At 72.9% G+C, this 24,276-nt stretch carries 20 protein-coding genes, 1 tRNA gene and 1 pseudogene; 9 read left to right on the top strand and 13 right to left on the bottom strand.

Annotated features, from left to right (window positions below; all coding sequences use genetic code 11):
• Positions 1 to 86 precede the first annotated feature (86 nt).
• A complete protein-coding gene (locus E1212_RS03320; RefSeq protein WP_131979083.1) occupies positions 87 to 1,295 on the bottom strand; it encodes a metal-dependent hydrolase family protein in 1,209 nt (402 codons plus the stop codon).
• A gap of 156 nt (positions 1,296 to 1,451) precedes the next feature.
• Between E1212_RS03320 and E1212_RS03315 the strand changes: the two genes are divergently transcribed.
• Both E1212_RS03315 and E1212_RS30315 read left to right on the top strand, forming a co-directional pair.
• Positions 1,452 to 1,524 (top strand) — tRNA-Arg (locus E1212_RS03315).
• 191 nt (positions 1,525 to 1,715) lie between these two features.
• Complete coding sequence (locus E1212_RS30315; protein WP_238992232.1) at positions 1,716 to 1,985, top strand: hypothetical protein; 270 nt, start codon at positions 1,716 to 1,718, stop codon at positions 1,983 to 1,985.
• A 111-nt stretch (positions 1,986 to 2,096) separates the two neighbouring features.
• Here the strand turns inward: E1212_RS30315 and E1212_RS30990 are convergent.
• Together E1212_RS30990 and E1212_RS03305 are read right to left on the bottom strand one after the other, a co-directional pair.
• Positions 2,097 to 2,264 (bottom strand): annotated as a pseudogene (locus tag E1212_RS30990) (helix-turn-helix domain-containing protein); the annotation flags it as partial.
• A gap of 177 nt (positions 2,265 to 2,441) precedes the next feature.
• Positions 2,442 to 3,272: an NAD(P)H-binding protein gene (locus tag E1212_RS03305; RefSeq protein ID WP_131979080.1), complete on the bottom strand. Its 831-nt coding sequence runs from the start codon at positions 3,270 to 3,272 to the stop codon at positions 2,442 to 2,444.
• Positions 3,273 to 3,352: 80 nt separating this feature from the next.
• Between E1212_RS03305 and E1212_RS03300 the strand changes: the two genes are divergently transcribed.
• Positions 3,353 to 4,324: an AraC family transcriptional regulator gene (locus tag E1212_RS03300; RefSeq protein WP_131979077.1), complete on the top strand. Its 972-nt coding sequence runs from the start codon at positions 3,353 to 3,355 to the stop codon at positions 4,322 to 4,324.
• Here E1212_RS03300 and E1212_RS03295 read toward each other — a convergent pair.
• Positions 4,260 to 7,289: an AfsR/SARP family transcriptional regulator gene (locus tag E1212_RS03295; protein ID WP_162605281.1), complete on the bottom strand. Its 3,030-nt coding sequence runs from the start codon at positions 7,287 to 7,289 to the stop codon at positions 4,260 to 4,262. The two genes, E1212_RS03300 and E1212_RS03295, sit on opposite strands and share 65 nt — an antisense overlap.
• A 173-nt stretch (positions 7,290 to 7,462) precedes the next feature.
• Here E1212_RS03295 and E1212_RS03290 point away from each other — a divergent pair, with 173 nt between their 5' ends.
• Together E1212_RS03290 and E1212_RS03285 are read left to right on the top strand one after the other, a co-directional pair.
• Positions 7,463 to 8,077, top strand: coding sequence for an RNA polymerase sigma factor (locus tag E1212_RS03290; protein WP_203416294.1), 615 nt, complete (start codon positions 7,463 to 7,465; stop codon positions 8,075 to 8,077).
• Positions 8,074 to 9,177, top strand: a complete 1,104-nt coding sequence (locus E1212_RS03285; protein WP_131979071.1) for a hypothetical protein — start codon at positions 8,074 to 8,076, stop codon at positions 9,175 to 9,177. Before E1212_RS03290 ends, E1212_RS03285 begins: the two co-directional genes overlap by 4 nt.
• 122 nt (positions 9,178 to 9,299) lie before the next feature.
• On the opposite strand, the gene E1212_RS03280 is transcribed toward E1212_RS03285, so the two are convergent.
• Complete coding sequence (locus E1212_RS03280; protein WP_131979068.1) at positions 9,300 to 9,920, bottom strand: hypothetical protein; 621 nt, start codon at positions 9,918 to 9,920, stop codon at positions 9,300 to 9,302.
• 294 nt (positions 9,921 to 10,214) lie between these two features.
• Here E1212_RS03280 and E1212_RS03275 point away from each other — a divergent pair, with 294 nt between their 5' ends.
• Both E1212_RS03275 and E1212_RS03270 read left to right on the top strand, forming a co-directional pair.
• Entirely contained in the window at positions 10,215 to 11,465 is a 1,251-nt protein-coding gene (locus E1212_RS03275) for a PP2C family protein-serine/threonine phosphatase (RefSeq protein ID WP_131979065.1), read from the top strand.
• Positions 11,466 to 11,575: 110 nt separating this feature from the next.
• A complete protein-coding gene (locus tag E1212_RS03270) occupies positions 11,576 to 12,796 on the top strand; it encodes a NosD domain-containing protein (protein WP_131979062.1) in 1,221 nt (406 codons plus the stop codon).
• Here the strand turns inward: E1212_RS03270 and E1212_RS03265 are convergent.
• On the bottom strand, positions 12,719 to 13,699 hold the full coding sequence (locus E1212_RS03265; protein ID WP_131979059.1) for a zinc-binding dehydrogenase: 981 nt from the start codon (positions 13,697 to 13,699) through the stop codon (positions 12,719 to 12,721). The two genes, E1212_RS03270 and E1212_RS03265, sit on opposite strands and share 78 nt — an antisense overlap.
• 54 nt (positions 13,700 to 13,753) lie before the next feature.
• Between E1212_RS03265 and soxR the strand changes: the two genes are divergently transcribed.
• Positions 13,754 to 14,224: a redox-sensitive transcriptional activator SoxR gene (gene soxR, locus E1212_RS03260; RefSeq protein WP_131979057.1), complete on the top strand. Its 471-nt coding sequence runs from the start codon at positions 13,754 to 13,756 to the stop codon at positions 14,222 to 14,224.
• A 60-nt stretch (positions 14,225 to 14,284) separates the two neighbouring features.
• Positions 14,285 to 14,569 (top strand): hypothetical protein, encoded by a 285-nt coding sequence (locus tag E1212_RS29875; protein ID WP_203416293.1) that lies wholly within the window; start codon positions 14,285 to 14,287, stop codon positions 14,567 to 14,569.
• A gap of 1 nt (position 14,570) precedes the next feature.
• On the opposite strand, the gene E1212_RS03250 is transcribed toward E1212_RS29875, so the two are convergent.
• The 7 genes from E1212_RS03250 to E1212_RS03220 all read right to left on the bottom strand — a co-directional run bounded on the left by E1212_RS03250 (position 14,571) and on the right by E1212_RS03220 (position 24,031).
• Positions 14,571 to 16,493 carry a YyaL domain-containing protein gene (locus E1212_RS03250; RefSeq protein ID WP_131979054.1) on the bottom strand — a complete coding sequence of 641 codons (1,923 nt, stop codon included), beginning with the start codon at positions 16,491 to 16,493 and terminating at the stop codon, positions 14,571 to 14,573.
• The gene (locus E1212_RS03245) at positions 16,486 to 19,074 is read right to left on the bottom strand and encodes an alpha-mannosidase (protein WP_203416292.1); all 2,589 of its coding nucleotides are present in this window, start codon (positions 19,072 to 19,074) and stop codon (positions 16,486 to 16,488) included. Before E1212_RS03245 ends, E1212_RS03250 begins: the two co-directional genes overlap by 8 nt.
• Positions 19,071 to 19,667, bottom strand: coding sequence for a D-sedoheptulose-7-phosphate isomerase (locus tag E1212_RS03240; RefSeq protein WP_131979051.1), 597 nt, complete (start codon positions 19,665 to 19,667; stop codon positions 19,071 to 19,073). The genes E1212_RS03245 and E1212_RS03240 overlap by 4 nt, the downstream gene beginning before the upstream one ends.
• A complete protein-coding gene (locus E1212_RS03235) occupies positions 19,660 to 20,724 on the bottom strand; it encodes an ROK family protein (protein WP_131979048.1) in 1,065 nt (354 codons plus the stop codon). The genes E1212_RS03240 and E1212_RS03235 overlap by 8 nt, the downstream gene beginning before the upstream one ends.
• 76 nt (positions 20,725 to 20,800) lie before the next feature.
• Complete coding sequence (locus E1212_RS03230) at positions 20,801 to 21,709, bottom strand: carbohydrate ABC transporter permease (protein ID WP_203416291.1); 909 nt, start codon at positions 21,707 to 21,709, stop codon at positions 20,801 to 20,803.
• Entirely contained in the window at positions 21,706 to 22,674 is a 969-nt protein-coding gene (locus tag E1212_RS03225; protein WP_131979045.1) for a carbohydrate ABC transporter permease, read from the bottom strand. The genes E1212_RS03230 and E1212_RS03225 overlap by 4 nt, the downstream gene beginning before the upstream one ends.
• Positions 22,664 to 24,031, bottom strand: a complete 1,368-nt coding sequence (locus E1212_RS03220; protein ID WP_162605280.1) for an ABC transporter substrate-binding protein — start codon at positions 24,029 to 24,031, stop codon at positions 22,664 to 22,666. The genes E1212_RS03225 and E1212_RS03220 overlap by 11 nt, the downstream gene beginning before the upstream one ends.
• Between the last annotated feature and the right edge of the window lie 245 nt (positions 24,032 to 24,276).

The following is a 24,276-nucleotide window of genomic DNA, read 5'->3' as shown; positions in this document are numbered from 1 at the left end:
GGACAAAACAGACACTGGCACGTACCTCACCTCACCAGTTGGTGATCGTGGTACGTACCAGTCTGCGGGTTCGGTGCTCCGCTCGGTCAGACGACGGCGCCCGCGCGGACGACGGTGCGGCGGCCGCCGTCGGTCCAGAGCAGCGACGGGTCGTCGAAGGGGTCACCGTCGTACAGGACGACGTCGCCGGCCGCGCCCGCGCCGATGCGGCCGAGGTCGTCGCGGCCCAGCAGCTGGGCGTTGACCGAGGTCGCGCTGCGGAGCGCGCCGAGGACCCCGAGCACCTCGACCTGCAGCCGCAGCCCGATGAGCTGGTCGTCCTCGAGGTCGCCCATGAGGTCGGTGCCGAAGCCGACCCTCACTCCAGCGGCGGCGGCCAGTTCGATGGCACGCTTGCCGGAGTCGAGGACCTCGCGGTTCTTGGCCTGCGAGATCGGGTTCAGGCCCAGGGCGTCGCCGCGGCGGTCCAGCGCGTCGTACGCCGCCAGCGTCGGCACCAGGAACGCGTCGTGGTCGGCCATCAGCTGAGCGGTCGCCCCGTCGAGCAGGTTGCCGTGCTCGATGGAGCGGACGCCGTTGGTGACGGCGTGCTCGATCGCCTCGGGCGAGTACGCGTGTGCGGCGACGTACGACCCGCGGCGAGCGGCCTCGTCGGTGATGGCGCGCACCTCCTCGGGGCTGTACTGCGGCCGTCGGATCGGGTCGGTCAGCGACACCACCCCGCCCGACGTCATGATCTTGATCGCGTGGGCGCCACGGCGGAACCGGTCGCGGACCGCTGTTCGCACGGCGTCCACACCGTCGACGACCTCGGTCATGTGCGTGTGGCCGACGCACAGGTCGTGGTCGCCCGGGCGGGGGTCGCCGTGGCCGCCGGTCTGGGACAGGGCGGGGCCGGTGTAGAAGTAGCGGGGCGCCGCGGTCAGCCCCTCGTCGATGGCGCGGGCCAGTCCGTGATCGCCGCCCGCGACGTCCCGCACGGTGGTGAAGCCCCGACGCAGTGCGTTGTTCAGCCGCCGGGCCGCCTTGAGCGCGACGTAGCTCAGCGGGCTCGACTCGATGCCGACCATGTCCAGCCCGATGCCGTACGCGTGGCAGTGCGCGTCGATCAGCCCGGGAACCACGGTGCCGCCCCGGGCGTCGATCGTGGTCGCGCTCCGGTCCGCACTGTCCCGCGTCTCCGGACCGACGATGACGCCGTCGACGATGTGCAGGTCGCCCTCGGTCAGCTCGGCCGAGGAGCCGTCGAAGATGCGAGTGTTCGTGATGGTCAGGCTGGCCGGCTGCAGGCCCATGGGCAGTGACCCTTCGTCGTGGGTGCGGTGTTATGTCACACGGTATAGGTGGTCTCCGCGCTGGTGGCAGACGGACGCCGGGCCGCGACGTTATCCGATTTCGGCGTGGCCGCTCGGACCGGTACACTCGGTGACCGGTCCGCTCGTGCGGATCGAGCGCCCGTAGCTCAACGGATAGAGCATCTGACTACGGATCAGAAGGTTAGGGGTTCGAATCCCTTCGGGCGCGCTCCTCCACCCCAGGCCAGAGCGGCAACGGCCTGGGGTCTCGTCATTCTCGGGCCTTCAGCGCACCGGCTCGATCGCGGCGATGAGGCGGCCGCGGCCGGAACAGGACTCATGAAGCGATCGTGAAGCAGGGGCGAAAGAGCGACTCCCTAGCGTCGAACTCGTCCGAGTCAGCGATCTAGGAGTCGATCCATGCGCCTCGCGTCCCGCCTCGCCACGACAGGAGTGGTCGCCGCCTTCGCGGTCGGCGGCCTGCTCACCCCTCCCGCGCACGCCACGCCCGACCGAGCGGCGACGGCCCAGCAGACGGTCACCACGCAGTCCTCGGGCACGCAGTGGTGCACGAACGGCATCGCCGACTGCCGGCAGAAGCGCAACTACCGCCTCTACCTGGGCTGCTGGGCATCGCACATCCGCGGCACGTGGTACCCGGACTGGTACGTCTTCGACTGGCGCTGCTGAGCGGCACGGGCCTCGGCCGGTCGAGCGGGTCGGCCGACCTGGGCGAGGACCCGGTGCGGAGGACGCAGCGATCGCCGTCCGCGTGCCCGGGCCGGTCCGTCCCTTGATCGCAGTGACGTGCTTGTCGACCGTCTTCTCGGTGATGCCCGGCGCCTCCGCGATGTCGGCGTTGCTGGCACCGGCGGCGATGAGCGCGGCCACCTGGCCCTGCCGCAGGGTCAGGTGGACCGGCTCGGCCGCGCCACCGGGCGACGCCGCCAGCAAGACCGGCAGCGACACCGTCGCCGGGTCCTCGTGCCGAGCCGGCCCCAGAGCCCGCAGTCGCCCGCCACGTACCCCTCGACCGTCCGCGCCCCGAGGAACAGGGCGGAAGCGATCTCGCGGCGCGGTTCGCGCGCCCGGCGGCGGGTGGCGTGGCCACCTCCAGCTGCCGCGTCGTCAGGGCCCCGTCGGCCGTCACGCCCAGGCCCCGGCTTCCGCGGCGTCGCGTACGACGTCGCGGAAGTCGCGGGCCGGCCGGCCGAGGGCCCGCTCGACACCGTCGGAGAGGTAGGCCTCGATGCCGCGGCGGACCGGGCTCACGCTGATGGCATGGCCCTCGGCGTCGGCCTTCGACCAGCCCTGATCCACCAGCTCACGGACGAAGTCGTCGTGCGGGACGTGCGTGTAGCGCACCTCCCGGCCGGCCGCCGAGATCTCCGCGGCCGCCTCGGCCATGGTCAGCGCCCGCGGCCCGGACAGCTCATAGGTCTGCCCGGCGTGGCCGTGCTCGGTCAGCGCGGCCACCGCGACCGCGGCGATGTCGCCGGCGTCGACGAAGCTCGTGGCGCCGTCGCCCGCGGGCAGCCGCAGATCGCCGGCCAGGACCGCGTCGCGGAAGAAGCCCTCGCTGAAGTTCTGCGCGAACCAGCCCGGCCGGAGGATGGTCCAGTCGACCGGGCTGGAACGCAGCGCCGCCTCGCCGTCGACGTGCACGTTGCCCGCCATCACGTCCGGCGGCAGGTAGTCCGGCACGTCGACGCCGCGGCCCGAGAGCAGCACGATGCGCCGCACGCCGCGGCCGGCGGCGGCCGCAAGGAACGGCCGCGTGAGCTGCGCGCCGTCGAGCGGCACCACGAAGGCCGAGCGCACGCCGTCGAGCACGGGCCCCCAGGTCGAGTCGTCGGTCCAGTCGAACGGCGGGGTGCTGGCGCGCCCGGCCACCCGGAAGGGCACGCCGAGGTCGTGAAGGCCGGCGGCGACCCGGCGGCCCACCTTGCCGGTGGCGCCGGTGATGAGAATCGTCATACCGCCAGCCAACCCGCGATCCTGGAGACGCTGAATGGTCTGAACGCTCCGATCCATGCGTCATCGTCTACCGTGGGAGGGTGGATGCCCTCACCGATCTGCTCGGCGACGTCCGGGCCCACGGCGCGCTGGTCTGCCGGACGGTGCTCGACCCGCGGTGGTCCGTGCGGTTCGCGACCGGCTCCGAGCTCACGCTTCTCGCCGTCGTACGGGGAACCGCGTGGATCCTGCCGCCCGACGGCGCCGCGGTGCGGGTGGGCGGCGGCGACGTCGCCGTCGTCCGCGGCCCCGAGCCGTACATCGTCGCCGTCGACCCGGCGGCGCGGCCCGAGGACACCGTCACGCTGGCGGACTACTGCGCGTGGAGCGCTCGGGCCGGTGCGGCCGGGCGCACCTGCGACCCCGGGGCCGACGGCGGCACCGTCGTGCTGACCGGGAGCTACGACGGCGCCGCCGGCATCAGCGAGCGGCTGCTCGAGGCGCTGCCGCGGATGCTGGTCATCGCCGAGACCGACTGCCCGTGCCCCATGCTCGACGTCGTCGCCGCCGAGATCGCCACCGAGCGGCCGGGGCAGCAGGTCGTGCTCGACCGCCTCCTCGACCTCATGCTGGTGTCGACGCTGCGCGGCTGGTTCGACCGGCCGCAGGCGCGCGCGCCGCACTGGTACCGGCGGCTCGACGACTCCCCGGTGAGCCGGGCGCTCCGCCTGCTGCACGACGATCCCGGGCACCCGTGGACGGTCGCCTCGCTGGCCGCGGCCGCCCGGGTATCGCGGGCGTTCCTCGCGCGCGAGTTCGCCGCGCAGGTCGGCGCGCCGCCCATGGGCTACCTCGCCGGCTGGCGGCTTGGCATGGCCGCCGACCTGCTGCGCGAGACCGACGCGACCATCGAGGCGATCGCCCGGCGGGTCGGGTACGGCAGCGCGTTCGCGCTCAGCGCCGCGTTCAAGCGGCGGCGCGGGCTGACGCCGTCGCAGCACCGGGCGATCAGCCGGCCATCGCCGCGTCGAGCAGGTCCCGCCGCGGATCCGGCGACGATCCCAGGAGCCTGAGTGCCTCGTCGTAGGCCGGCCGCGCGTCGCCGGGGCGGCCCCGCGCCGACCCGAGGCGGACCTCGGTCAGCAGCACGTCGACCAGGCCATCGGTCGCACCCATGGTGCGCAGCACCGTCTTCGCCTCGGCGGCGCATGTCTCGGCGCGGTCGAGATCGCCGGTCAGCAGGTGCGCCTCGGCCAGGCTGCTCAGACACAGGCCCTCGATGATCCGGTGACCGTCCCGGCGCGACAGCTCGAGCGCCGTCCGGGTCTCGGCGATGCCCTCGTCGAAGCGCCCCAGTTCCACGAGGGCGTGGCCGAGGTTGAAGTGGCAGACCGCGACCGCGGGAGCGATCATGGCCGGCGCGGGGTCGGCCTCCCACCGTGCCGCCGCCTCGAGCGCGGCGCGACAGGAGCCGACCGCGCCCTCCTTGTCGCCGGCCCGGTTCTGCGCGATCGCCAGGTTCACCAGGACGGCCGACTCGGTGCCGACATCGCCGGCGGCCCGGCAGCCGGCGAGCGCCTCGCGCAGGCACGCGACGGCCTCGAGGCTGTCGCCGCTGCGCTGGTAGGCGTTGCCGAGGTTGCTCTGGGCGATGTACAGCGCGGCCGCACCGAGGTGCTCCGCGGCGGCCACCCCGAGCCTGGCGACAGCGACGCGCAGGTCCCGATGGGCGGTGCCGATGAGCAGCACGCGGCCGAAGTCCCAGGCGAGCCGCCAGGTCTGCTCGTACCTGCCGAAGTCGTACGCCCGCTGCGTGGCGAACGCCAGCGCCCGGTGCTCCGTGACGCACCAGTCACGGGCCGACTCGGGGTCGTCGAACGCCATCGGCCGCACGCCGGGCGTCAGGGCCGGCGGCGGGTACTCCTGCCGGCGGGGGCGCAGGCGTTGGGCGGCGTTGCAGACGCTGTGGAGGTACCAGTCGAGTCCGCGGATCGACGCCGCCCACCGTTCCTCGCCGTCGTCAGTGGCCTCGCACAGCACCGCCGCGTACACCCGCACGAGGTCGTGGAACCGGTAGCGGCCGCGGACGCTGGCCAGGAGTGACAGGTCGGCGAGGTGGTCGAGCAGCCGACGCATGTCGGGGACCGGGCGGGCGGCGACGCTGCCCGCCAGCTCGGCGCTGAACTCGAACGGGGTCAGGTGGGCCAGCAGGCGGAAGGCCCGGGCGGCCTCCGGGTCCAGCGCCGCATACGACCACGAGAGGACGGCTCGCACGCTCGCCGTCGGGCCGTCCCCGAGGTCGTCCAGCGCCTCCAGCCGGGTCCGGCCGTCACGGAGCTCGCGAACCAGCGCCGACGGGTCCAGGTCGCGGTGCCGAGCGAGGTACTCGGCCGCGATGACCAGCGCCAGCGGCAGCCGTTCGCACAGCTCGGCCAGCTCGGCGAGGGTCACGCCGTCGATGGGGATCTCGCCGGCCGAGCTGTCGCTGCCCTCACCGGCGGCGGCCGTCGTGGCATCGTCGGGGCCGACGGTCAGGCCGTGCCGGCGCAGTCGCTCGCCGAGCAACGCGACGGCGTCGGCGGCGGGCAACTGGTCGACGGTGATCCGCCGGGCGCCCTCGCGCGCCGACAGTCCGCGCAGCGTGCTTCGGCTGGTGACCAGCACGCGGCCGGCCGCGCCGGGAAGGAGGGGGCGGACCTGCTCGGAGTCGCGCACGTTGTCGAGCACGACGAGCAGGCGGCGGCCGGCGAGCAGCGTCCGATAGAGCGCCGCGCGGGCGTCCACCCCGGCCGGAACCTGGTCGGGCGGGACGCCGAGGCTGCCGAGGACCTCGCCGAGCGCCGTGAGCGGCTCGACCGGCCGGCGGTCGGCGAAGCCGCGCAAGTCGACGAAGATCTGGCCGTCGGGGAACCACTCCTGCCGCCGGTGCGCCCAGTGCACGGCCAGCGCCGTCTTCCCGGCCCCGCCCTGCCCCGTCATCGCGACCGCCACCGTCCCCGGAGCGGCCGGGTCGTCGGTGCGGAACGCCTCGTCGAGCGCTTCGAGCAGCCCGGCCCGGCCGACGAGCTCGATGTCGGCGGGCAGCTGCCGCGGGCGCACCGCGCCGACGTCCACCCCGGCCGATGCCGATCCCGACGCCGAGCCCGGGACCACGCCGGACGCAGGGCCCGAGGCAGGGCCCCGGGCAGGGTCCGTCGAGGGCACCGGCGCACGCGGCGGCACGCCCGGCGCCGACGAGGTCACCGGGTCAGCCGCTACCGGGTCCGCGCCGGGATCCAGGAGCTCGGCGTGCAGCCGCCGCAGCTCCGGACCCGGGTCGGCGCCGAGCTCGTCAGCCAGCCGCCGGCGCACGTCGTCGTAGGTCGCCAGCGCCTCGGCCGTCCGGCCCGCGGCCGCGAGCAGCCGCAGGAGCCGGGCCCAGAGCGACTCGCGCAGCGGGTGCCGCGCGGTCTCGGCCCGGAGCCGAGCGGCCGACTCGTCGATCTCGCCGGCGGCCAGGGACAGGTCGGCGGCCCGTTCGAGGGCGCCCAGGTAGCGCTCGGTCAGCCGCGGGACCTCGACCGACGCCAGCGCGCGGGCCTCGACGCCGAGGTACGGGACGCCACGCCAAAGCTCCAGCGCCTGGCCGACGAGCTTGCGCTCGGTGTGCGGGTCGGCGATGGCCGCGGCCTCGTCGAGCAGCGCCTCGAACCGCAGGGCGTCGACCTGACCGGGCCCGAGGTCGAGCACGTATCCGCCCGGCCGCCTGACGATCGCGTCGTCGGGCAGCATGGCGCGCAGCCGTGCGATCCCCGTCTGCACCGTCCGGCGCAGGTTCACCGGCGGCGCGTCGCCCCACACGTGCTCGCCGATGACGTCGGCCGACACCGTCCGCGCCGCCGACGCCGCCAGCACCGCGAGGACGCCGCGCAGCCGCTCGCTGGTGACGAGCACCGGGAAGCCGTCGCGCAGCACCTCGAAGGGGCCGAGCAGGGCGATCCGCACGTCGCGGCCGTCCTGCTGCCAGGCGGCGGCGCCGGAGTTCGGCGTAGCGGTCACCGGTCCAGCATCGCCGTAGTCGCGGGACGCTGTCATCCTCGCTCGTCAGCAGGCCCGATGCGGTCACCGGCCCGACGGCGTTCCGCACGAATCGGGCCGCCGGTGAAACGCCCGGGCCTCGTCGGGACACATGAACAGTGACGGCAGTTCCGACGACAGCGGGAAGGAGCGGCGTGGCGACCTGGAGTCGACCCCACCGCGACGACGACCATGCGTCCAGGCGTGCCCGGTTCGAGGCCGTGTTCGCGGCGGAGTCGCGCGCGATCCTGGGCTACGCGCTGCGCCGCGTCGACGCCGCCGAGGACGCCGCGGACATCGTCGCCGAGACGTTCCTGGTGGCCTGGCGCCGCATCGACGACGTTCCGCCCGGCCCCGACGCCCGGCCCTGGCTCTACGGCGTCGCCCGGCGGGTGCTGGCCAACCACGTGCGCGGAGTCAGGCGCCGGACCCGGCTGGGCGAGCGGCTCCGCGAGGAGCTTCAGACCAGGCCGGACGTGGTCAGCCACGACGAGGACGACGCGGCCGCGACGGTGCGCGACGCGATGCTGCGGCTCTCCGACGACGACCGCGAGCTGCTCCGCCTGACCAGCTGGGAGGGTCTCGCCCCGGCCGAGCTGGCGACCGCGATGTCGCTGCCGCCGGCCACCGTGCGCACCCGCCTGCACCGCGCCCGCAACCGGCTGCGGACGGAACTGGAGGCTGTCGGCCGGCCGGGCGAACGCCAGGCGCGGACCGGACATGTGAACGGTGACGGACGGCTGTCCGTCCGGCTGGAGGAGGGGACATGAGGGACGAGCTGGACTCGCTGGTCGAGCGGACCGCACGGGTCAGCGACGCCGACGCCGCGGCGTTGCCCCTTCGCGCGGCCGAGGCCGACCTGATGGAGGAGATCATGTCCACGTCCGTTCTGGAGTCCATGCCGGGGACGGAGCCGCCACGACGGCGTCGCGGTGCCCGGCGTCTGGTGGTGCTGGCCGGCGCGGCGGCCGCGGTGGCCGCCGGTGTGCTGGTCGTTCAGCCCGGCGGTGACGACCAGCCCGCCTGGGCCGCCGAACTGCTCGAGGTGGCCGAGTCGGCGCCCCGGCTGATCGTCGACGGGCCGGACTGGGGCGTCGTGCGCGCCTACGAGTTCTCCGTCGACGAGGGCGAGGTGACCTTCGGCGACGGCACCGACGAGCTGGAACTGAGCTGGATCGGCGGCGACCGGTACGAGAGCCTGCTGGCCGACCGCCGCGACAGCATCGACCACGAGGACGCGGTCACCGTCGCCGGCCACGAGGCGGTGCTGATCCAGTACTCCGGCGCAGGCCCGGTCTTCACGACGATCTGGCAGCAGAACGGCTACGCCATGGAGGCCGTGGGCCGCACGTTCGACGACCAGGAGTCCTACGAGGCCGTGCTCGCTCTGCTGACCGAGACCGACGTGGACACCTGGCTCGCCGCCATGCCCGACACGGTCATCAAGCCCGACGAGCAGACCTCGGTGGTCGCCGAGATGCTCGAGGGCGTCCCGACCCCTGCCGGCTTCGACCCGGCCACGCTGGGCCTCGACGGCGTGGCCGACCGCTACCACGTGGGTGCGACCGTCGCCGGCGAGGTGGCCTGCGCCTGGATCCGCCAGTGGGGCACGGCCATCGAGGCCGGCGACACCGCCGCCGCCGACGAGGCCGTCGCCGCCATGGCCACCTCGCGCGAGTGGCCGGTGCTGCTGGAGATCGCCTCCGAGGGCGATTACGCCGAGACGGTCTGGCTCTACGCCGACATGCTGGCCGCTGGCGGCGTGGACAGCAGCGGCAAGGACGGCGACCAGCTGATCACCGACGAGGTGCCGGTCGACGACGCCGGGACCACGATGCCGCTCTACCAGATGGGGCTCGGCTGCAGCTGACCAGCGCCACGGATCCCCGGCACCGCCCTGGCACTCACGCCGAGTGCCAGGGCGGTGAGCCGACACAGCAGGGCGACGGGGCGGCGGGCGCCGGGGTGCGCCCGCCGGCCCGGGTTCGAATGTCACCTCATGGGCATCACCTGCCTCACCGCACAGGCCGTGCGGGTGAGATCGCGCAGGTCGACCTGCTCGCCGCCGCCGAGGACACGGACGGCGACGCCAGGGGCGGCCAGCCAGAACAACTCGCCGACATCGAGGAAGCCGGGGCCGTCGGGATGGTCGAACGGCTCGGTGGCCCAGGCGGCGGGGTCGCGCTCGAGGTAGCCGGCCAGGAACCCGCGCAGCGCCGCGACATCGGTGAAGGACGGGCTGCGCATGACCGTGACCTGGAGGTCGACCCGGTAGGACTCGTCGGGATAGGGGCCGGACTCCCAGACCCGCGACCGGAAGCCGACGTCGTCCCACTCGTAGGCGAAGTCGGTGACGAGCGGCCCGATGCCCGGCGGCACCCACCTGAGCGCGAAACCGTCGAGCCACCGGAGATGTCGCGGCGGCCGCAGGGATCCGCAGTGGCGGGACCCGGTCGTCGCCGCCACACCCGCCGTGGAGACCGCCGTCGAGACCGGCCCGGCACCCTGCCCGTTGCCCGGCCCTGCGACCGGCGCCGCGCCCGCTGCCGGCCCGCCCGCGACCAGCGCGGCAATGATGACACCGCAGACCGCGGCACCCCTGATGAACTGCATGGATGGAGTCCTCTCACGTCACGGGGACGAGGCCCCCGGGGGCCCCGGACCGGCTGCTCGGCCGGACCCCTTCATCGTTCGTCGACCACCCACCCGCCCGCATCCGCCGAACCCGGAAATGTGGACGACTCCGCGAATCCGCGAGACCTGTGGACAACGCCGGTCCGCGTGGCGACTCCGCCGCGACCCACGGTTGGCGGTTACGATCCGCTGTGATCGACATGTCTCTGGGGGGAGGCGACGTGGCGGGCGGGCGGCCCGTCACGCCTCGATGGGTGCGGGAGTAGGGAATCGATGCCGCTGACGCTGCGCTACGTCGCGCGCTCTGACGTCGGCCTGGTCCGAGAGGGCAACGAGGACTCCGGCTACGCCGGGCCCTACCTCCTGGCGGTCGCCGACGGCATGGGCGGGCACGCAGCCGGCGAGGTCGCCAGCCGCGCGGCCATCGACATGCTCGTCAAGGCCGACCAGCCGCCCGACGGCGACCCCATCGAAGTGCTGTCGGCCGCGGTCAGCGCCGCCAACAGCCGCATCGACCAGCTCGCCCGCGCCGACCCCACGCGCGCCGGCATGGGCACGACGAGCACGTCGCTGCTGTGGAACGGCGTGCAGCTGGCGCTCGGCCACATCGGTGACTCGCGCGCGTACCTGCTGCGCGACGGCGGCCTGACGCAGATCACCCGCGACCACACGTTCGTCCAGTCGCTGGTCGACGACGGCCGCATCACGCCCGAGGACGCCCGCGAGCACCCGGCCCGCTCCGTGGTGACGAAGGTGCTCCAGGGCCAGTCGCCGATCCACCCGGACTACTCGATCATCGACGTCCAGCCCGGCGACCGCGTCCTGATCTGCAGCGACGGGCTCTCAGACGTCGTGACGGACCGCGAGATCGAAGAGACGCTCGCCCGCGCGCGCACCGTCGAGGATGCCGCCGACCGCCTCATCGCGATGACCCTGGACGCCGGCGCGCCCGACAACGTCACCGTCGTCATCGGCGAGATCGCCGAGGTCGACGCCGCCGACACCGTCGTGGACGCCCGCGAGACGATCACCGTCGGGTCGGCCGCCGAGGACGCCGACCCCAGCGACGGCGAGCCGGCCGAGTTCGAGAACGACCCCGAGGTCATGCGCTACGCACCGCGAACCCGGCACCGGCGGCGACGGCGCGGGCTGCGCCCGGTCATCACCGTGGCCGCCGTGCTCGCGGTCGGCTGGGCCGGACTGTCCTACGCCAACCACTGGGTCCGCGACCAGTACTACATCGGCACCAGTAACGGCCAGGTGGCGATCTACCAGGGCGTCCGGCACGAGCTGGGCCCGGTCCACCTGTCCGAGCTGTACGAGGTCCCCGGCGACCTGCCGCTGGAGGCGCTGCCGGACGTCTACCGCGACGAGGTGGGCGCGACCATCGCCGCCGGCGACCTCGACGAGGCGGAGCGACTGGTGCACACCCTGCGGCTGCGTGCGTGCCGCGCCCAGGAGCGCCAGACCACCGCACCCGCGAGCGACGAGACCGTCTTCCCCGGCCTGGACTGCAGCGAGTAGGGCGACGACGCGCCGGCAGGGGAGGTCCGGCACCCGGACGCGGTGTCGCCCCGCGGCCGGGCACCATGGATAGTGGGCAACTCGGGGCGAGACGACGGTTGGGAGACGACGTGGGGCGTGTCATCCGCTTGGCGGTCACCGCGGTCCTGGTGGCGCTCGCCGCAGCGGTGCCCGGTGCGCAGGCCGCCACCGAGACCCCGGCCGCCGACGCGACCCCGGACGCTCCCGAGAGCCCGGCGGCCGACGGGCCCTTCCTCCTGTACATGGCTCCGGACGGCGCCACGGCCAACACCGGGCTCACCCCGTCGTCGCCGCTTCCCACGCTCGCCGCCGTCCAGACCCGGCTCAAGGAGTACGACCCGCAGACCGATGTCGAGGTGCACATCGCTCCCGGCACGTACGTGGCGCCCGAGACGCGATGGTCGACGTACATCTACGGGCACAGCATCTCGTTCATGCCGGCCGGCTACAGCCCCGGCGACCCCGCGCCGACGCGCCCGATCTTCCAGGGCACCGGCAGCGACGAGTACTGGCTGCAGGCCCGGCTCGGCGGCACCGACATGGGCGGCACCACCGACCTGCGCTTCTACTACCTGCAGGTGCGCGACTACCGCCGCGGCGGGCTGACGCTGGCGGGGCGGGTCGACAACTCCACTGGCGTGCGGGTGCCGGACGGCCCCGGCGTCAACGGCAACACCGTCTACGGGATGCGCTTCGAGCGGATGGGCGACGTCTACGTTCCGGGAGCGCCCGGCTTCGGCGGACTCACCCTGATCAACAGCGACGACAACGTGGTGCGCAACAACCATTTCGTCCGGCTCGAGAACACGCAGGTCAACCTGAGCGCCGTGCACGGCGTGTACCTGGCGCACGGCTCCGACCACAACATCGTCGACTCCAACGTCTTCAGCTACATCACGGGCAGCCCGGTCCGGGTCCGGAACTCCTCGGACGAGAACGTGTTCCACGGCAATCGGTTCAACTACACCTCCTACTCGCCGGTGGGCTTCTACAGCGAGTGGTTCTGCGACGACGCGTGCGCGGCGGCCAACGCCTCGCCTCAGGAGTGCGGCTCGTTCGGCAACCGGTTCTACGGGAACGAGCTCGGACCGTCCTACCCCGGCACGCACCTGCCTCAGCAGTGGCGCGACCCGAAGGACCTCACCGAGATCGGCCCACCGGCCTGCGTGCGCGACAGCCAGGAACCATGGGTCCGGGCCCGCGACAACACCCGGATCCAGCGCACCGCGCGGTCAGACCAGGACGACCTTGCCGAAGCTCCGGCGAGACTCCAGGGCAGCATGCGCCGCAGCGGCGCGCTCCAGCGGTAGCCGCTGCACCAGCGGAACCAGTTCCCCGTCGGCGGCGGCTGCCAGCGACCGCGTCTCCAGCTCGCGCAGCGCGCCCGGCCGGGCGGCCAGCCGCCGCCCGACGGCCCAGGTCGCCGTCAGCCCGCGATCGACCAGGTCCGACGATGTGAACGGCAGCAGCTCTCCGGACGACCAGCCGAACATCACCAGCCTGCCGCCGACGCCGAGCAGGTCCATCGCCGCCCGCCCCGAGCCGCCGCCGACCCCGTCGAGCACCACGGTCACCTCGCGGCCGCCGAGCAGCGAGGTGACCCGTTCCGGCCAGTCCGCCGCGGTGTAGTCGGCCACGATCGACGCCCCCAGCCCGCGCACCCGATCGACCTTCTCAGCCCCGCCCGCCACGGCGACGACCACGGCGCCGGCATTCCGTCCCGCCTGGACGAACAGGCTGCCCAGCCCACCGGCCGAGGCCGTCACCAACACCACGTCGTCAGCGGTCGGCGCGGCCACGTCCAGCACGCCCACCGCGGTGCGGCCGGTCCCGATCATCGCCACCGCCGCGGCGAGGTCGAGCCCGTCCGGCACCACGTGCAGCGCCGACACCGGCGCGACCGCCAGCCGCGCGTACCCGGCGCCCGCGGCGCCCAGGTGCGCCACCACCCGCCGGCCCAGCCAGGCGCCGTCGACACCGTCGGCGACCAGGTCGACCGTGCCCGCCACCTCGCGTCCGGGAATGACCGGCAGCGACGGCACCGCCGGCGGCCCGCCACTACCCGGCCCGGCCCGCAGCACGGTGTCGAGCAGGTGCACCCCGCTCGCCTCGACGGCGATGCGCACCTGGCCCGCCGCCGGGACCGGATCGGGCACCTCCTCGTAGCGCAGGTTCTCGGCCGGGCCGAACTCGTGCAGTCGGATGGCATGCATGCCGGTTACGCTAGAACCTCAACTTTCGTTGAGGTCAAGCACGAGAGGCAGCACATGGACACCGTTGCATGGAACAAGTCCGAGCTCAGCGTCGGCGAGCTCTCCCAGCGCAGCGGTGTCGCGGTGTCGGCGCTGCACTTCTACGAGCGGCAGGGCCTCATCAGCTCGCGGCGCACCTCGGGCAACCAGCGCCGGTACAAGAGGGCGACGCTGCGCCGCGTGGCGCTGATCCGCATCGCGCAGCGCGTCGGCATCCCGCTGGCCGACATCAACCGGGCGCTGGCAAGTCTGCCGGACGGGCGCACGCCCAACCAGGAGGACTGGGAGCGGCTGTCCATGCGGTGGCGGGCCGAGCTGGACGAGCGGATCCGGCAGCTGCAGCAGCTGCGCGACGACTTCACCGACTGCATCGGGTGCGGTTGCCTCTCGCTGCGCCGGTGTGCGCTGGCCAACATGCATGACGCGCTCGGCGAGCACGGTCCCGGCCCCCGGCGGCTGATCGAGGACGAGGCTGCCTGCGGCTGACCACCGCGGGAGCGCGACGATGGTCGACGACGGCCTTCACCGAGCTGCTCGGCCTGTGCCATGCGATCGCGCAGGCGCCGCTCCCGCCCGCACCCACGGGCACCCTGCCTCGACCGCTGGCGCGGCCGCGGGACCGAGCTCGCCGCAGACGCCCGGGCTCGGCAGGACTACCAGGACGACGTGGCCAGCGGCGCGATCCCGCCGTTGCCCGTCTGGGCCGGCGAGGGCGTCGACCTGATCACCGACCTGCCCACTGCGGCCGACCTGGTCGCCACCCTGGCCGCCCAGGCCGAGGACATCCTGGCCGAGGACATCCTGGCCCGGGCCGGACGGCGCCCGGTGTGAGTCACGCCCGGCCGCCGCCGGCGATCAGCTGCTCACACGCGAGCAACAGGACGCCCGCGCTCCAGGCGTGCGACAGCGTCAGCAGCATGCCCTTCGGCTGGAAGCACTCCGTCTGGTAGTACCGCTCGGTGATCATGCCGCGGTAGGCGTTGACCTCGCCGTCGGCCGTGGGAATCAGCTGGCGGAAGCAGGCCACCGCCTCCTCGGCCCGCTCGCGGTAGTGCGGGTCGCCGGTCGCGGCGGAGAGCTCGGCCAGCTCGGCCGTGCAGACCAGGCCGTAGGCGTGCAGGTGCTGGTTCGACGGCGACGCCTGGTCGCCGCCGCGGGTGGCGAACCCGTAGATGCCCAGCGGCGTGCGCGGTGCGAACCGCACGTTGTAGGTGTAGCGGAACGTCAGCGTCCAGTCCGCCGCCCGCCGAGCCAGGTCGAGCCAGCGCGCGGCGCCGGTGCGTCGGTGCAGCGCGACGTACGCCATCACGGCCGCGTAGCCGTCCTCCGACGTGGGCGCGAGGTCGACGTCCTCGGGCGCCCCGTGGATGAACTCCCGCTCGACGAACCTCGCGTAGTAGTCGCCGGCCCGTTCCGCGGCCGCCAGATAGGACCCGTCGCCGTCCAGGTGCGCCGCCTCGCAGAACGCGGCGATCCAGGTCAGCCCCGACGCGCCCGTCCACGACAGCACCCGGCCGTCCTCGGCGTGGTGGACCGAGCCCAGGTTGCCGTCGGTGCGCTGCCGGTCGCGGACGGCGTCGAGGTTGGACCGCGCCGCGGCGACCCACGCCGGCCGCGAGCCGCCGGGCAGCGCCAGCGCACGCAGCAGGAACAGCGTCGCCTCGCCGAGCGTCCGGGCGTGCAGCCCGTGCGTGATCGGCGTCCAGCTCTGCGTCCACCCGCCGGCCCGCTCCCACCGTCCCCAGAAGGTGCCCGACGGCGACAGGTTCGCGCAGCAGAAGTCGATGACGTGCGTCGCGGCCTCGACGGCGGCAGCCGAGCCGGACCGCCGTCCGTGCGCCAGCAGCGCGTACGCCCACGGGATGCCACTGATCCAGCCGACGTGCATGGCCTGCCGGTCGACGGGGCGGCCGTCGCCCCCGCTGACCTCGCGGTCGAAGCCGACGGTCTCGAGCAGCACGCCGGGGTCGGGGTCGTAGTGCCAGCGGACCAGGCCCTCGGCGGCGATCGCGGCGGCGTCGGGCACGGTGACCCAGGGAGTGACGGGGTGCAGCAGCCGGTTCTGCTCGTAGACGGCGCGCAGGACCGGCGCGTAGGCGTGGCGGTCGGCGGGCAGCCGCGACGTCGCCGCCCGCAGTTCGACCAGCTCGCCCGGCTGCCAGATGTACACACCGGCGTGCGGGGGCAACGGCTCGGCCGACCCGTAGTACGTGACGGGATCCTCGCGGAACGGGAACACCACGTGGACGTCGGCGACCGGCCCGCGCTGGGCGAGGCCGATCCCCGTCGGGCCGCACGGCGACAGCTCCGCCGCCGCGACCACGACGCCGGCCGAGGCACCCCAGGCGAACACCGCCGCCGTCGCCGCACGGTCGGAGCGGAACGACCAGTGATCGCTGACCATGCCGGCGGGGTCGTCGGCGCCGGCCTCGAACCGCGGGAACCGCCGGTCACAGTCGACCGGCCGGTTCTCGCCGTAGAACAGGCCCGGGATCAGCCACCACGGGTCCGCGGCGTCGGCGACGGAAGCGACCAGCCGCACGTGCCCCGCGAACGCGTCGGCCGAGACGTTCGACACCGATAGAGCGACCTCGTGCAGGCCGGTCGCCGACGGCGCACCGATCTTCACCTCGACGGCGAACGGCCCGGCGGCCACGTGACCGCCACCGTCCGGCACGGCGGCGTACCCCGTCACCGTTCCGGTGGCGTCGAGCGCCTCGACCCGCAGCGACGGCGCGCCGGCGATCTCAGCCACCGACGGCTGCCGCACCACTGGCCGCCTCGCCGCCGATCGCACCGTCGACCGGCCACTCGAGCAGGTCGACCTCCTGGATCGGCTGCTCGGGGTCGCGCGGTACGCGGAAGGTGCGGATCTGGCTCGGCCCGAAGTCGGCCTCGATGACACGGTCGAGCACGGACAGCTCGAGCCGCGCCCGCGCCGGAGCGCCGGTCGTCTCGACCGCCCGGACGATCAGGTCGGGTGCGTCGGCGTCGCCGTCCTCCCAGCCCTTGACGGCGGTGATCATCACCTGTCCGCCGCCGTCGGCCGCGTAGCCGTCCGCCGACGGCAGCACGCCGTCGTGGAAGCTCTCCAGCATGGCCCGCGGCAACGCGCCCAGCTCGGCCGCACGCCGGGACAGCCCCGCCTCGCGCCAGTCGCCGGCGTGCGGTACCAGCAGGTAGCTGAACCGCTGCACGCCCTGGTCCTGGAACGAGTAGAAGCCGTCGGGATCGAGCAGCCGGGGATCGTGCCAGGAGTAGACCGGGCTGCGCACGGCGGTGATGCCGATGCTCGGCGACACGTCTGCGTGCGCCGGGGAGACGTCGTAGGCGTGCTTGGCGTTGTTCACCACCGCGAGGCCGGCCGGCACGCCGTCGACGGTCCCGGTCAGGTCGACCCAGGACTGGCCCGGCTCCTCGGCGGCGTCGACCGGGCGGCGCAGGGTGCCGAACGGGATCTCGTACGTCGCCTCCGGGTCGGTCAGCGCGACAGGGAACCGCAGCTTCAGCAGGTGCGCCTGCTCGCGCCAGTCGATGGTCACCCGCACCTCGACCTCGGCCGCGCCCTGCCGCAGGATGAACTCCTCGGTCATGGTCGACCGGCCCCACGAGCGCTCCACCCGCAGCCGCGCTCGCTCCGGCCCGCTCTCACGCAGCACGATGCGCGTGGTCCTCATGGCCTCGCCCGGCCAGGCGTAGGACACCACGCCGTGCCCCCAGGTATCGGTGGGGTCGTCGCTGACCTGGGTGTGTTCGCCGCGGGCGCCCGCGACCGCGTCGACGCCGGTGCGCTTGTCGAGCAGGCTGGTCAGCCACCCCGTCGACGGGTCCAGCTCGATCCGCAGGAGGTCGTTCTCGAGCACCGTCTCCGATGCCGTCAGCGCGCCGGGAGCGGTGCCGCTCCACGCCGGGCCGGGCACGGCGGTGCCCGGGCGGAGCCGGTACAACCGGTAGCCCAGGGGCGGCAGCTCGGCGCGGAACACGACGGCGCCGCGGCCCTTGTCGTTGGTCGTCGCCACCGACTGAATCGGCTGCGACGGCACCAGCCCGCCGTCGGCGTCGACGACATGGACGCCCGTCGGCTGCACGCCGTACTGCAACTCCACCTCGGAGACGACCGGCCACGGGTGGGGGTTGAACACGAGCACCGGCTGGGTGCCGTCTTCGAACGGGACGGCGACGTCGCGGGCGATGAGGTTGTGCACCCGTGTGATGATCCGCTTGGCGATCGCCACCGCCTCGCCGAGCTGGTCGCGGGCGTCGTCGTAGGCGTGCTCGATGGCCGAGCCCGGCAGGATGTCGTGGAACTGGTTGAACAGCAGTTGCTTCCACGCGTGCTCGAGCTCGTCGCGCGGGTACTCCCGGTTGTGCGTGACCGAACCGATGGCGGCCCATCGCTCCGCCGACAGCAGCGCCGCCTGGGTCCGGCGCACCCACTGCTTGATGCCGGAGTGCGAGGAGTAGCAGCCCGACGCGTGGTGCTGGAGGTCGTCGCGCCAGACCGGCAGTTGCGCCATGCCGTCCGGCCCGCGGCGGGCGACCAGCTCGTCGAAGTACCGGCGAGGCGACGACATGATCATGTTCCCGTAGGATCCCCGCTGGTCGTGACGATGGATCGACTCGATGTTCGCCTTGGTCGGGCCGCCACCGTGGTTGCCCACGCCGTAGAAGATCATGACGTCGCCCAGCGAGCGGTCCAGCTGGCCCAGCGACTTCTCCGTCTGATGAGCGACGTCGCCGGGCGGGCTGCAGTACTCGAACGGGATGCGGTAGGCCAGCACCCGGCTGCCGTCGGGCGCCTCCCACCAGAACGCCGTGCCGTCGAGGTCGCTCTCGTGCGGGCCGGGCCGCAGGAACGTGTAGGTGTCCATCCGCTGGCCGCGCAGGATCGCCGGCAGCATCGCGTTGTGGCCGAACGGGTCGACGTTCATGCCGACGCTCGACGTCACGCCGAACCGGTCGTGCAGGTAGCGCTGGCCGTACAGCCCCTGCCGGACGAACGACTCACCGCCGGGCATGTTGCAGTCGGGTTCGACCCACCAGCCACCGGTCATGACCCAGCGGCCCTCGGCGACCCTCTTGCGGATCTGCTCGAACAGCTCCGGGTCCTGCTCCTCGACCCAGGACAGCAGCACCACCTGGTCGCAGGTGAAGACGAAGTCCGGGTACTCCTGCAGGCGATGGATCGCGGACCAGAACGTCGCGCGGGCCTCCTGATAGCCCTCCTGCCACGGCCACAACCAGACGGGGTCGAGGTGCGAGTTGCCGACCATGTGCAGCGTGCGCTGCCGCATGGCCGGCGGACGGTAGCCCTCGGCCGGAAGTTCGGGGCTCATGCGGTCGGTTCCTCCGGTGTGCTCTCGGTCGCTTCGGCCCAGACGTCGACGATTTCGCTGATCAGGTGCAGGGACAGGGTGTGCATCTCTTGAATGCGCGGCGTCTGCGTCGACGGGACGAGCAGGGCGTGGTCGGCATGCTCGCGGGCCGGTCCGCCGTCGCCGCCGCCGAAGAGCACCGTCGTGGCGCCCTTGGCGCGGCCCGCGGCGAGCGCGGCCACGACATTCGGCGACCTCCCGCTGGTCGTGAACGCCGCGACGACGTCGCCGGGACGGGCCAGCGCGGTGACCTGGCGGGCGAACACGTCGTCGTAGGAGTAGTCGTTGGCGATGCAGGTCATGACGGTCGGGTCGGTGGTGAGCGTGACCGCGGGCAGTGGCCGGCGGTCGCGCTTGTAGTGCCCGATCAACTCCCCGGTGAGGTGCTGGGCGTCGGCGGCGCTGCCGCCGTTGCCGAACGTGTACACGACGGCACCGGACGCGAACGCCTCACAGATCAGGCTACCTACTTCTCGTACCAGTGGTACAAGTCCACGCATCGCCTCGGCGACCGCGACATGGTCACTCAGCTGCTCTTCGGCCTGATCAGGCATGCTCGGCCTCCGTCGTCCCGCTCGCGCCCGACGACGCCGCCAGCACGTCCAACGCGACCACGCCGGCGCCGACGACGCACACGACGTCGCCCAGCCCCGCCAGCACCACTCGGGCCGCCTTGGCCGCCGGCGGCATCGCGTCGCGCGCCACCGCCTCGGCGACGGGGTCCAGCAGCATCGCGCCGGCCCGGGTGACCCCGCCCCCCAGGACCACGAGCTCCGGCTCGAACACGTTCACCAGGTCGGTGAGCGCCTGGCCCAGCACGTCGGTGGTGTCAGTCCACACCGCCCGCGCGTACGCGTCGCCCGCGAGCGCCGCGGCGGCGACGTCGGCCGCCGTCAGCGGGTCGAGCCCGGCGAGACTCGAGCCGGCACTACCGGGCCCACCCAGGCCCTCCGCCGCCCGCTCCGCGATGTTGGTGCCGGACACGTAGGCCTCGAGGCAGCCGCGCCGGCCGCACGAGCACAGCCGTCCGCCCGGGCGGACCATGAGGTGGCCGAGCTCGCCGCCGTTGCCGGCCGCCCCGCGGTGCAGCCGCCCGTCGATGACGGCGCCGCCGCCCACTCCCGTCGAGATGGTGAGGTAGATCATCGTCCGAACGCCGCGGGCGGCGCCGAAGCGGTGCTCGCCCAGGGCCGCGGCGGTGGCGTCGTTCTCGAGGAACGCCGGCACGCCGAACTCGTCGCGCGCCATGGACCCCAGCGGAACGTCCAGCCAGCCGGGCAGGTGCGGCGGCGAGATGAGGACGCCGGTGCTGCTGTCGAGCGGCCCGCCGCACGAGATGCCGACGGCGTCGACCGGGCGGTCCAGCCCGGCCGCGGCGACCGCCCGGTGGCCCAGCTCGAACAGCCGCGCGATCACGGCGTCGGGGCCCTCCCAGCGCCGGGTCGGCTCGATGAGCAGCCCGTGCACCTCGCCGTCGGCCGTGACGACGCCGACCGCCAGTTTGGTGCCGCCGATGTCCAGCGACAGCACGGCGGGCGCGGGTGCGCGACCGCCGCCGCCCGGTACGGGTGGTACCGGGCGTCCGCCCTGGGACTGTCTCGCTTCGTTCATCCGCCCTGCTCTTCCCCGTCCCGTTTGGGACCATTCCTCCAGCCGCGCGGCGACCCCGACGGCGTCATATCGATGCTCACCCCTTGCGCCCCTGCGTGGCGATCCCTTCGACGAAGTACCGCTGGGCGCAGAAGAACAGGACGATCAGCGGGACCGTCGCCAGTACGGAGGCCGCCATGACGATCTCCCACTGCTGCTCGCCGCCCTGACCGAACGCGTCCAGCACGGCTTTCAGTCCCCGCGGCAGCGTGTAGAGGGCTTCGTCCTGCAGGTAGATCAGCGGCCGGATCAGGTCGGTCCAGCTGGCCCGGAACTCGAAGATGAACACGACGATCAGGGCCGGCCGGCACAGCGGCATCGCGATGCGCCAGAACAGCCCGACGTAGCCGCAGCCGTCCACCCGCGCCGCCTCGAACGTGTCGCGCGGCAGGCTGAGGAAGAACTGCCGCAGGAGGAACACGTAGAACGCCGAGGCGAACACGTTGTGCGCCCAGAGCGGCACCTGGGTCTGCGACAGCCCGAACTCCTGCCAGATGAGGAACGTCGGGATCATCGTCACCGCGGCCGGCAGCATCATCGTGCCGAGCACCAGCAGGAACAGCAGGTTCCGGCCGGGGAAGCGGAAGTAGGCGAAGCCGAACGCGACGAGCGCGCTGCTCAGCGTCACCGTCACCGCGGCCATGACGCCGACGATCATGCTGTTGCCGAACCAGGTCAGGAAGGGGACCGCGTCGAGCAGGCTCGTGTAGTTCTCCGGCCGCACCTCACGCGGCACCAGAACGTTGTCGAACACCTGGTACCGCGGCTTCAGCGAGGCGCTCACCAGCCACAGGAGCGGGTAGGTGAACGTCGCCGCCACCAACGCGACGGCGGTGACGACGAACCCCGTCCGGATCACCCGGCGGGCCGGGGAGGCACCCGCCGGAGGGCGGCGGCGGTCGCCGGCCGGCTGCTCGTGCGCCGGCTCGATCTGGACCATGGTCATCGGTCGTCTCCCTCGTAGTAGACGAACCGGTCACCGAGCTTGACCTGCACCAAAGTGACGACGAGCACGATGACGAACAGCCCCCAGGCCAGCGCCGAGGCGTAGCCCATCTCGAGGAACTGGAAGCCCTGCCGGAACAGGTAGATGACGTAGAACAGCGCGCTGTCCGACGCCTGCAGCTGGCTCTGGGCGTTGCCGTAGAACATCGTGTAGACCTCGGTGAACATCTGCAGCGAGGCGATGGTGTTCACGATGATCACGAAGAACAGCGAGCCTGAGATCATCGGGACGGTGACCTCGCGGAACTGCCGCCACGCGCCGGCGCCATCGATGCGGGCGGCCTCGTAGAGGTCGGCCGGCACGTTCTTCAGCGCGGCGAACAGGATGACGATGGTGCCGCCGATGGTCCAGAGGCTCATGATGATGATGCCCCAGCGCACCCACGCCGGATCCGTCGTCCACGCCGGCCCATCGATGCCGAACACCCCGAGAGCGGCGTTGACCAGGCCGTTCTGCCCGTTCAGGAGCAGCAGGAACAGCACGCCCACGGCGACGGTCGGCGTCATGGCCGGCAGGTAGAACACGGTCCGGAAGAACCCGGCGAACCGGCCGCCGATCTGGTTGAGCAGCACCGCCAGCGCCAGCGCGATGGCGATGGACAGCGGCACATGGATCACCGTGTAGAGCAGGGTGTTGAACAGCGCCGTCCGCACCTGCGGGTCCTCGACCATGCGCTGATAGTTCTCGCCGCCGACATAGGTCGCCGCGTTGATGACGTCGTAGTCGGTGAACGACAGCACCAGGCTGGCGATCATCGGCCCGGCGGTGAACACCAGGAAGCCGAGGATCCACGGCAGCAGGAACAGGTACGCCCACCGGGTCTCGGGCCGCCGCCAGGCCGCGCGCCAGCGGCGCCCCCGCGACATCGGGGGCGCCACCGGCACCGTGGAGACGTCAGCCGACATCGGCGAGCGCCTGCTCGACCTTGTCCTGGGCCTCGGCCAGGGCGCTCGCGGCGTCCTGGGTACCGGCGAGGATGCGGTTGGCGGCCTCCAGCCACGCCGCCTTGAACTGGGCGCCGACGGGGTTCGCCGGCACCACCCACGCGTCGGCCTGGGCCTCGAGGACGGCCTGGACGGCGTCGTCCCACTTCTGGTTCTCGCCCGTACCCGGCGTGTACAGCTCGCCGAACACCTTGTCGTCCGCGGCCTCGTTCGCCGTGTAGATGCCGGTGAACGCCTTGCCGTCGGCGTCGCGCAGCCGGATCCGCTCCTCGGCCGCGGCCGCCCAGGTGTCCGGCGCCGTCATGACCTTCATGAACTCGCAGGACGTGGCGGTGTTGGCGGCGTCCTTCGGGATGGCCCACGCGTTGGACGTGGCCCAGGTGACGGTCTCGCCGCCGGCGCCGGTGATGGGCAGGACGGTGATGTCGACGTCCGGCGACGTGTTGGCCAGCACGTTCACGTACCACTGCTCGATGACCATGGCACCGACCTGGTTCTGCGCGAACGGGTTGCCCTCGCCGAACAGATCCCACGTGTTCTCGAAGTCCTTGAGCGCGGTGTGGCCGCCCTGAGCGTCCTGGACCGCCTTGAGCCGCTCCATGGTGGCCACGGTGGCGGGGTCGTCGAGCCGGAAGTCGTCGGCCGCCGCGACCCACGGGTTGCCGTCGACCACGCCGTAGAACGGCGTGAGGTCGGGCAGCCGCAGGTGGATGCCGATGCGTTCGTACGTGCTTCCGTTGCGGACGGTGAGCGCCTCGGCGGCGGCCACCAGGCTCTCCTGGTCGGAGATGTCGATGTCCTCGGCGCTCAGCCCGGCCTCGGCCAGGACCGTGTTGTTCACGACGAGGACCGGGGTGTTGTAGAACTCCGGGATCGCGTACGTGGAACCGTCGTACTGGACCAGGTCGAGCACGTTGGGCCGGTACTGGTCGAGGTCGATGTCGCGCTGCTCGATGCACTCGTCCAGCGGCTGGATGGCGCCGCGAGCGGCGAACGCGCCCACCTGGTCGCCGGGGATGTAGACCAGCTCGGTCGGATTGCCACTGGAGACGGAGGTCAGGAACTGCTGCTCGTCGAAGCCGCCCTCGTTGATGTTGACCTCGACGTCCGGGTACATCTCGCGGAACGTGTCGACGCGGACGGTGGCGATCTCGTCGGGGAGCGCGAAACCGATGGTCGTGATGGAGCCGCTGGGGTCGGCCGTCAGGTCACCGGACTGGTCGTCGCCGGTGCCGGAGTCGTCGCCGCCGCCGACGCCTCCGCAGGCGGTCAGGGCGAGCATGGCCGCTCCGGCCAGCAGCACCATGGGCTTTCGCATCGTTGCGCTCCCTCTTCGTCGATGGCGGGCGTTTCGTCGAGGTCGGTCACCACGTGGCGACGCGGATGGGATCGATCCCATCATCCGCCCGCATCATGACAAGACGCCCTCAGCGCGTCAAGCCCGTTCGACGACCTCCGGGAACCGGTTTCCGCACCTGCTTCAGCATCCACGCAGGTCACGTCGACGACCCTTGACGACGCACAGGCCGCAATGCTTGGCTCGGGATGCCGAGATCGTTCCCA

Source organism: Jiangella ureilytica, assembly GCF_004348545.1.
Taxonomy (GTDB): Bacteria; Actinomycetota; Actinomycetes; order Jiangellales; family Jiangellaceae; genus Jiangella; species Jiangella ureilytica.
This window is presented reverse-complemented; position numbering and strand designations above follow the sequence as displayed.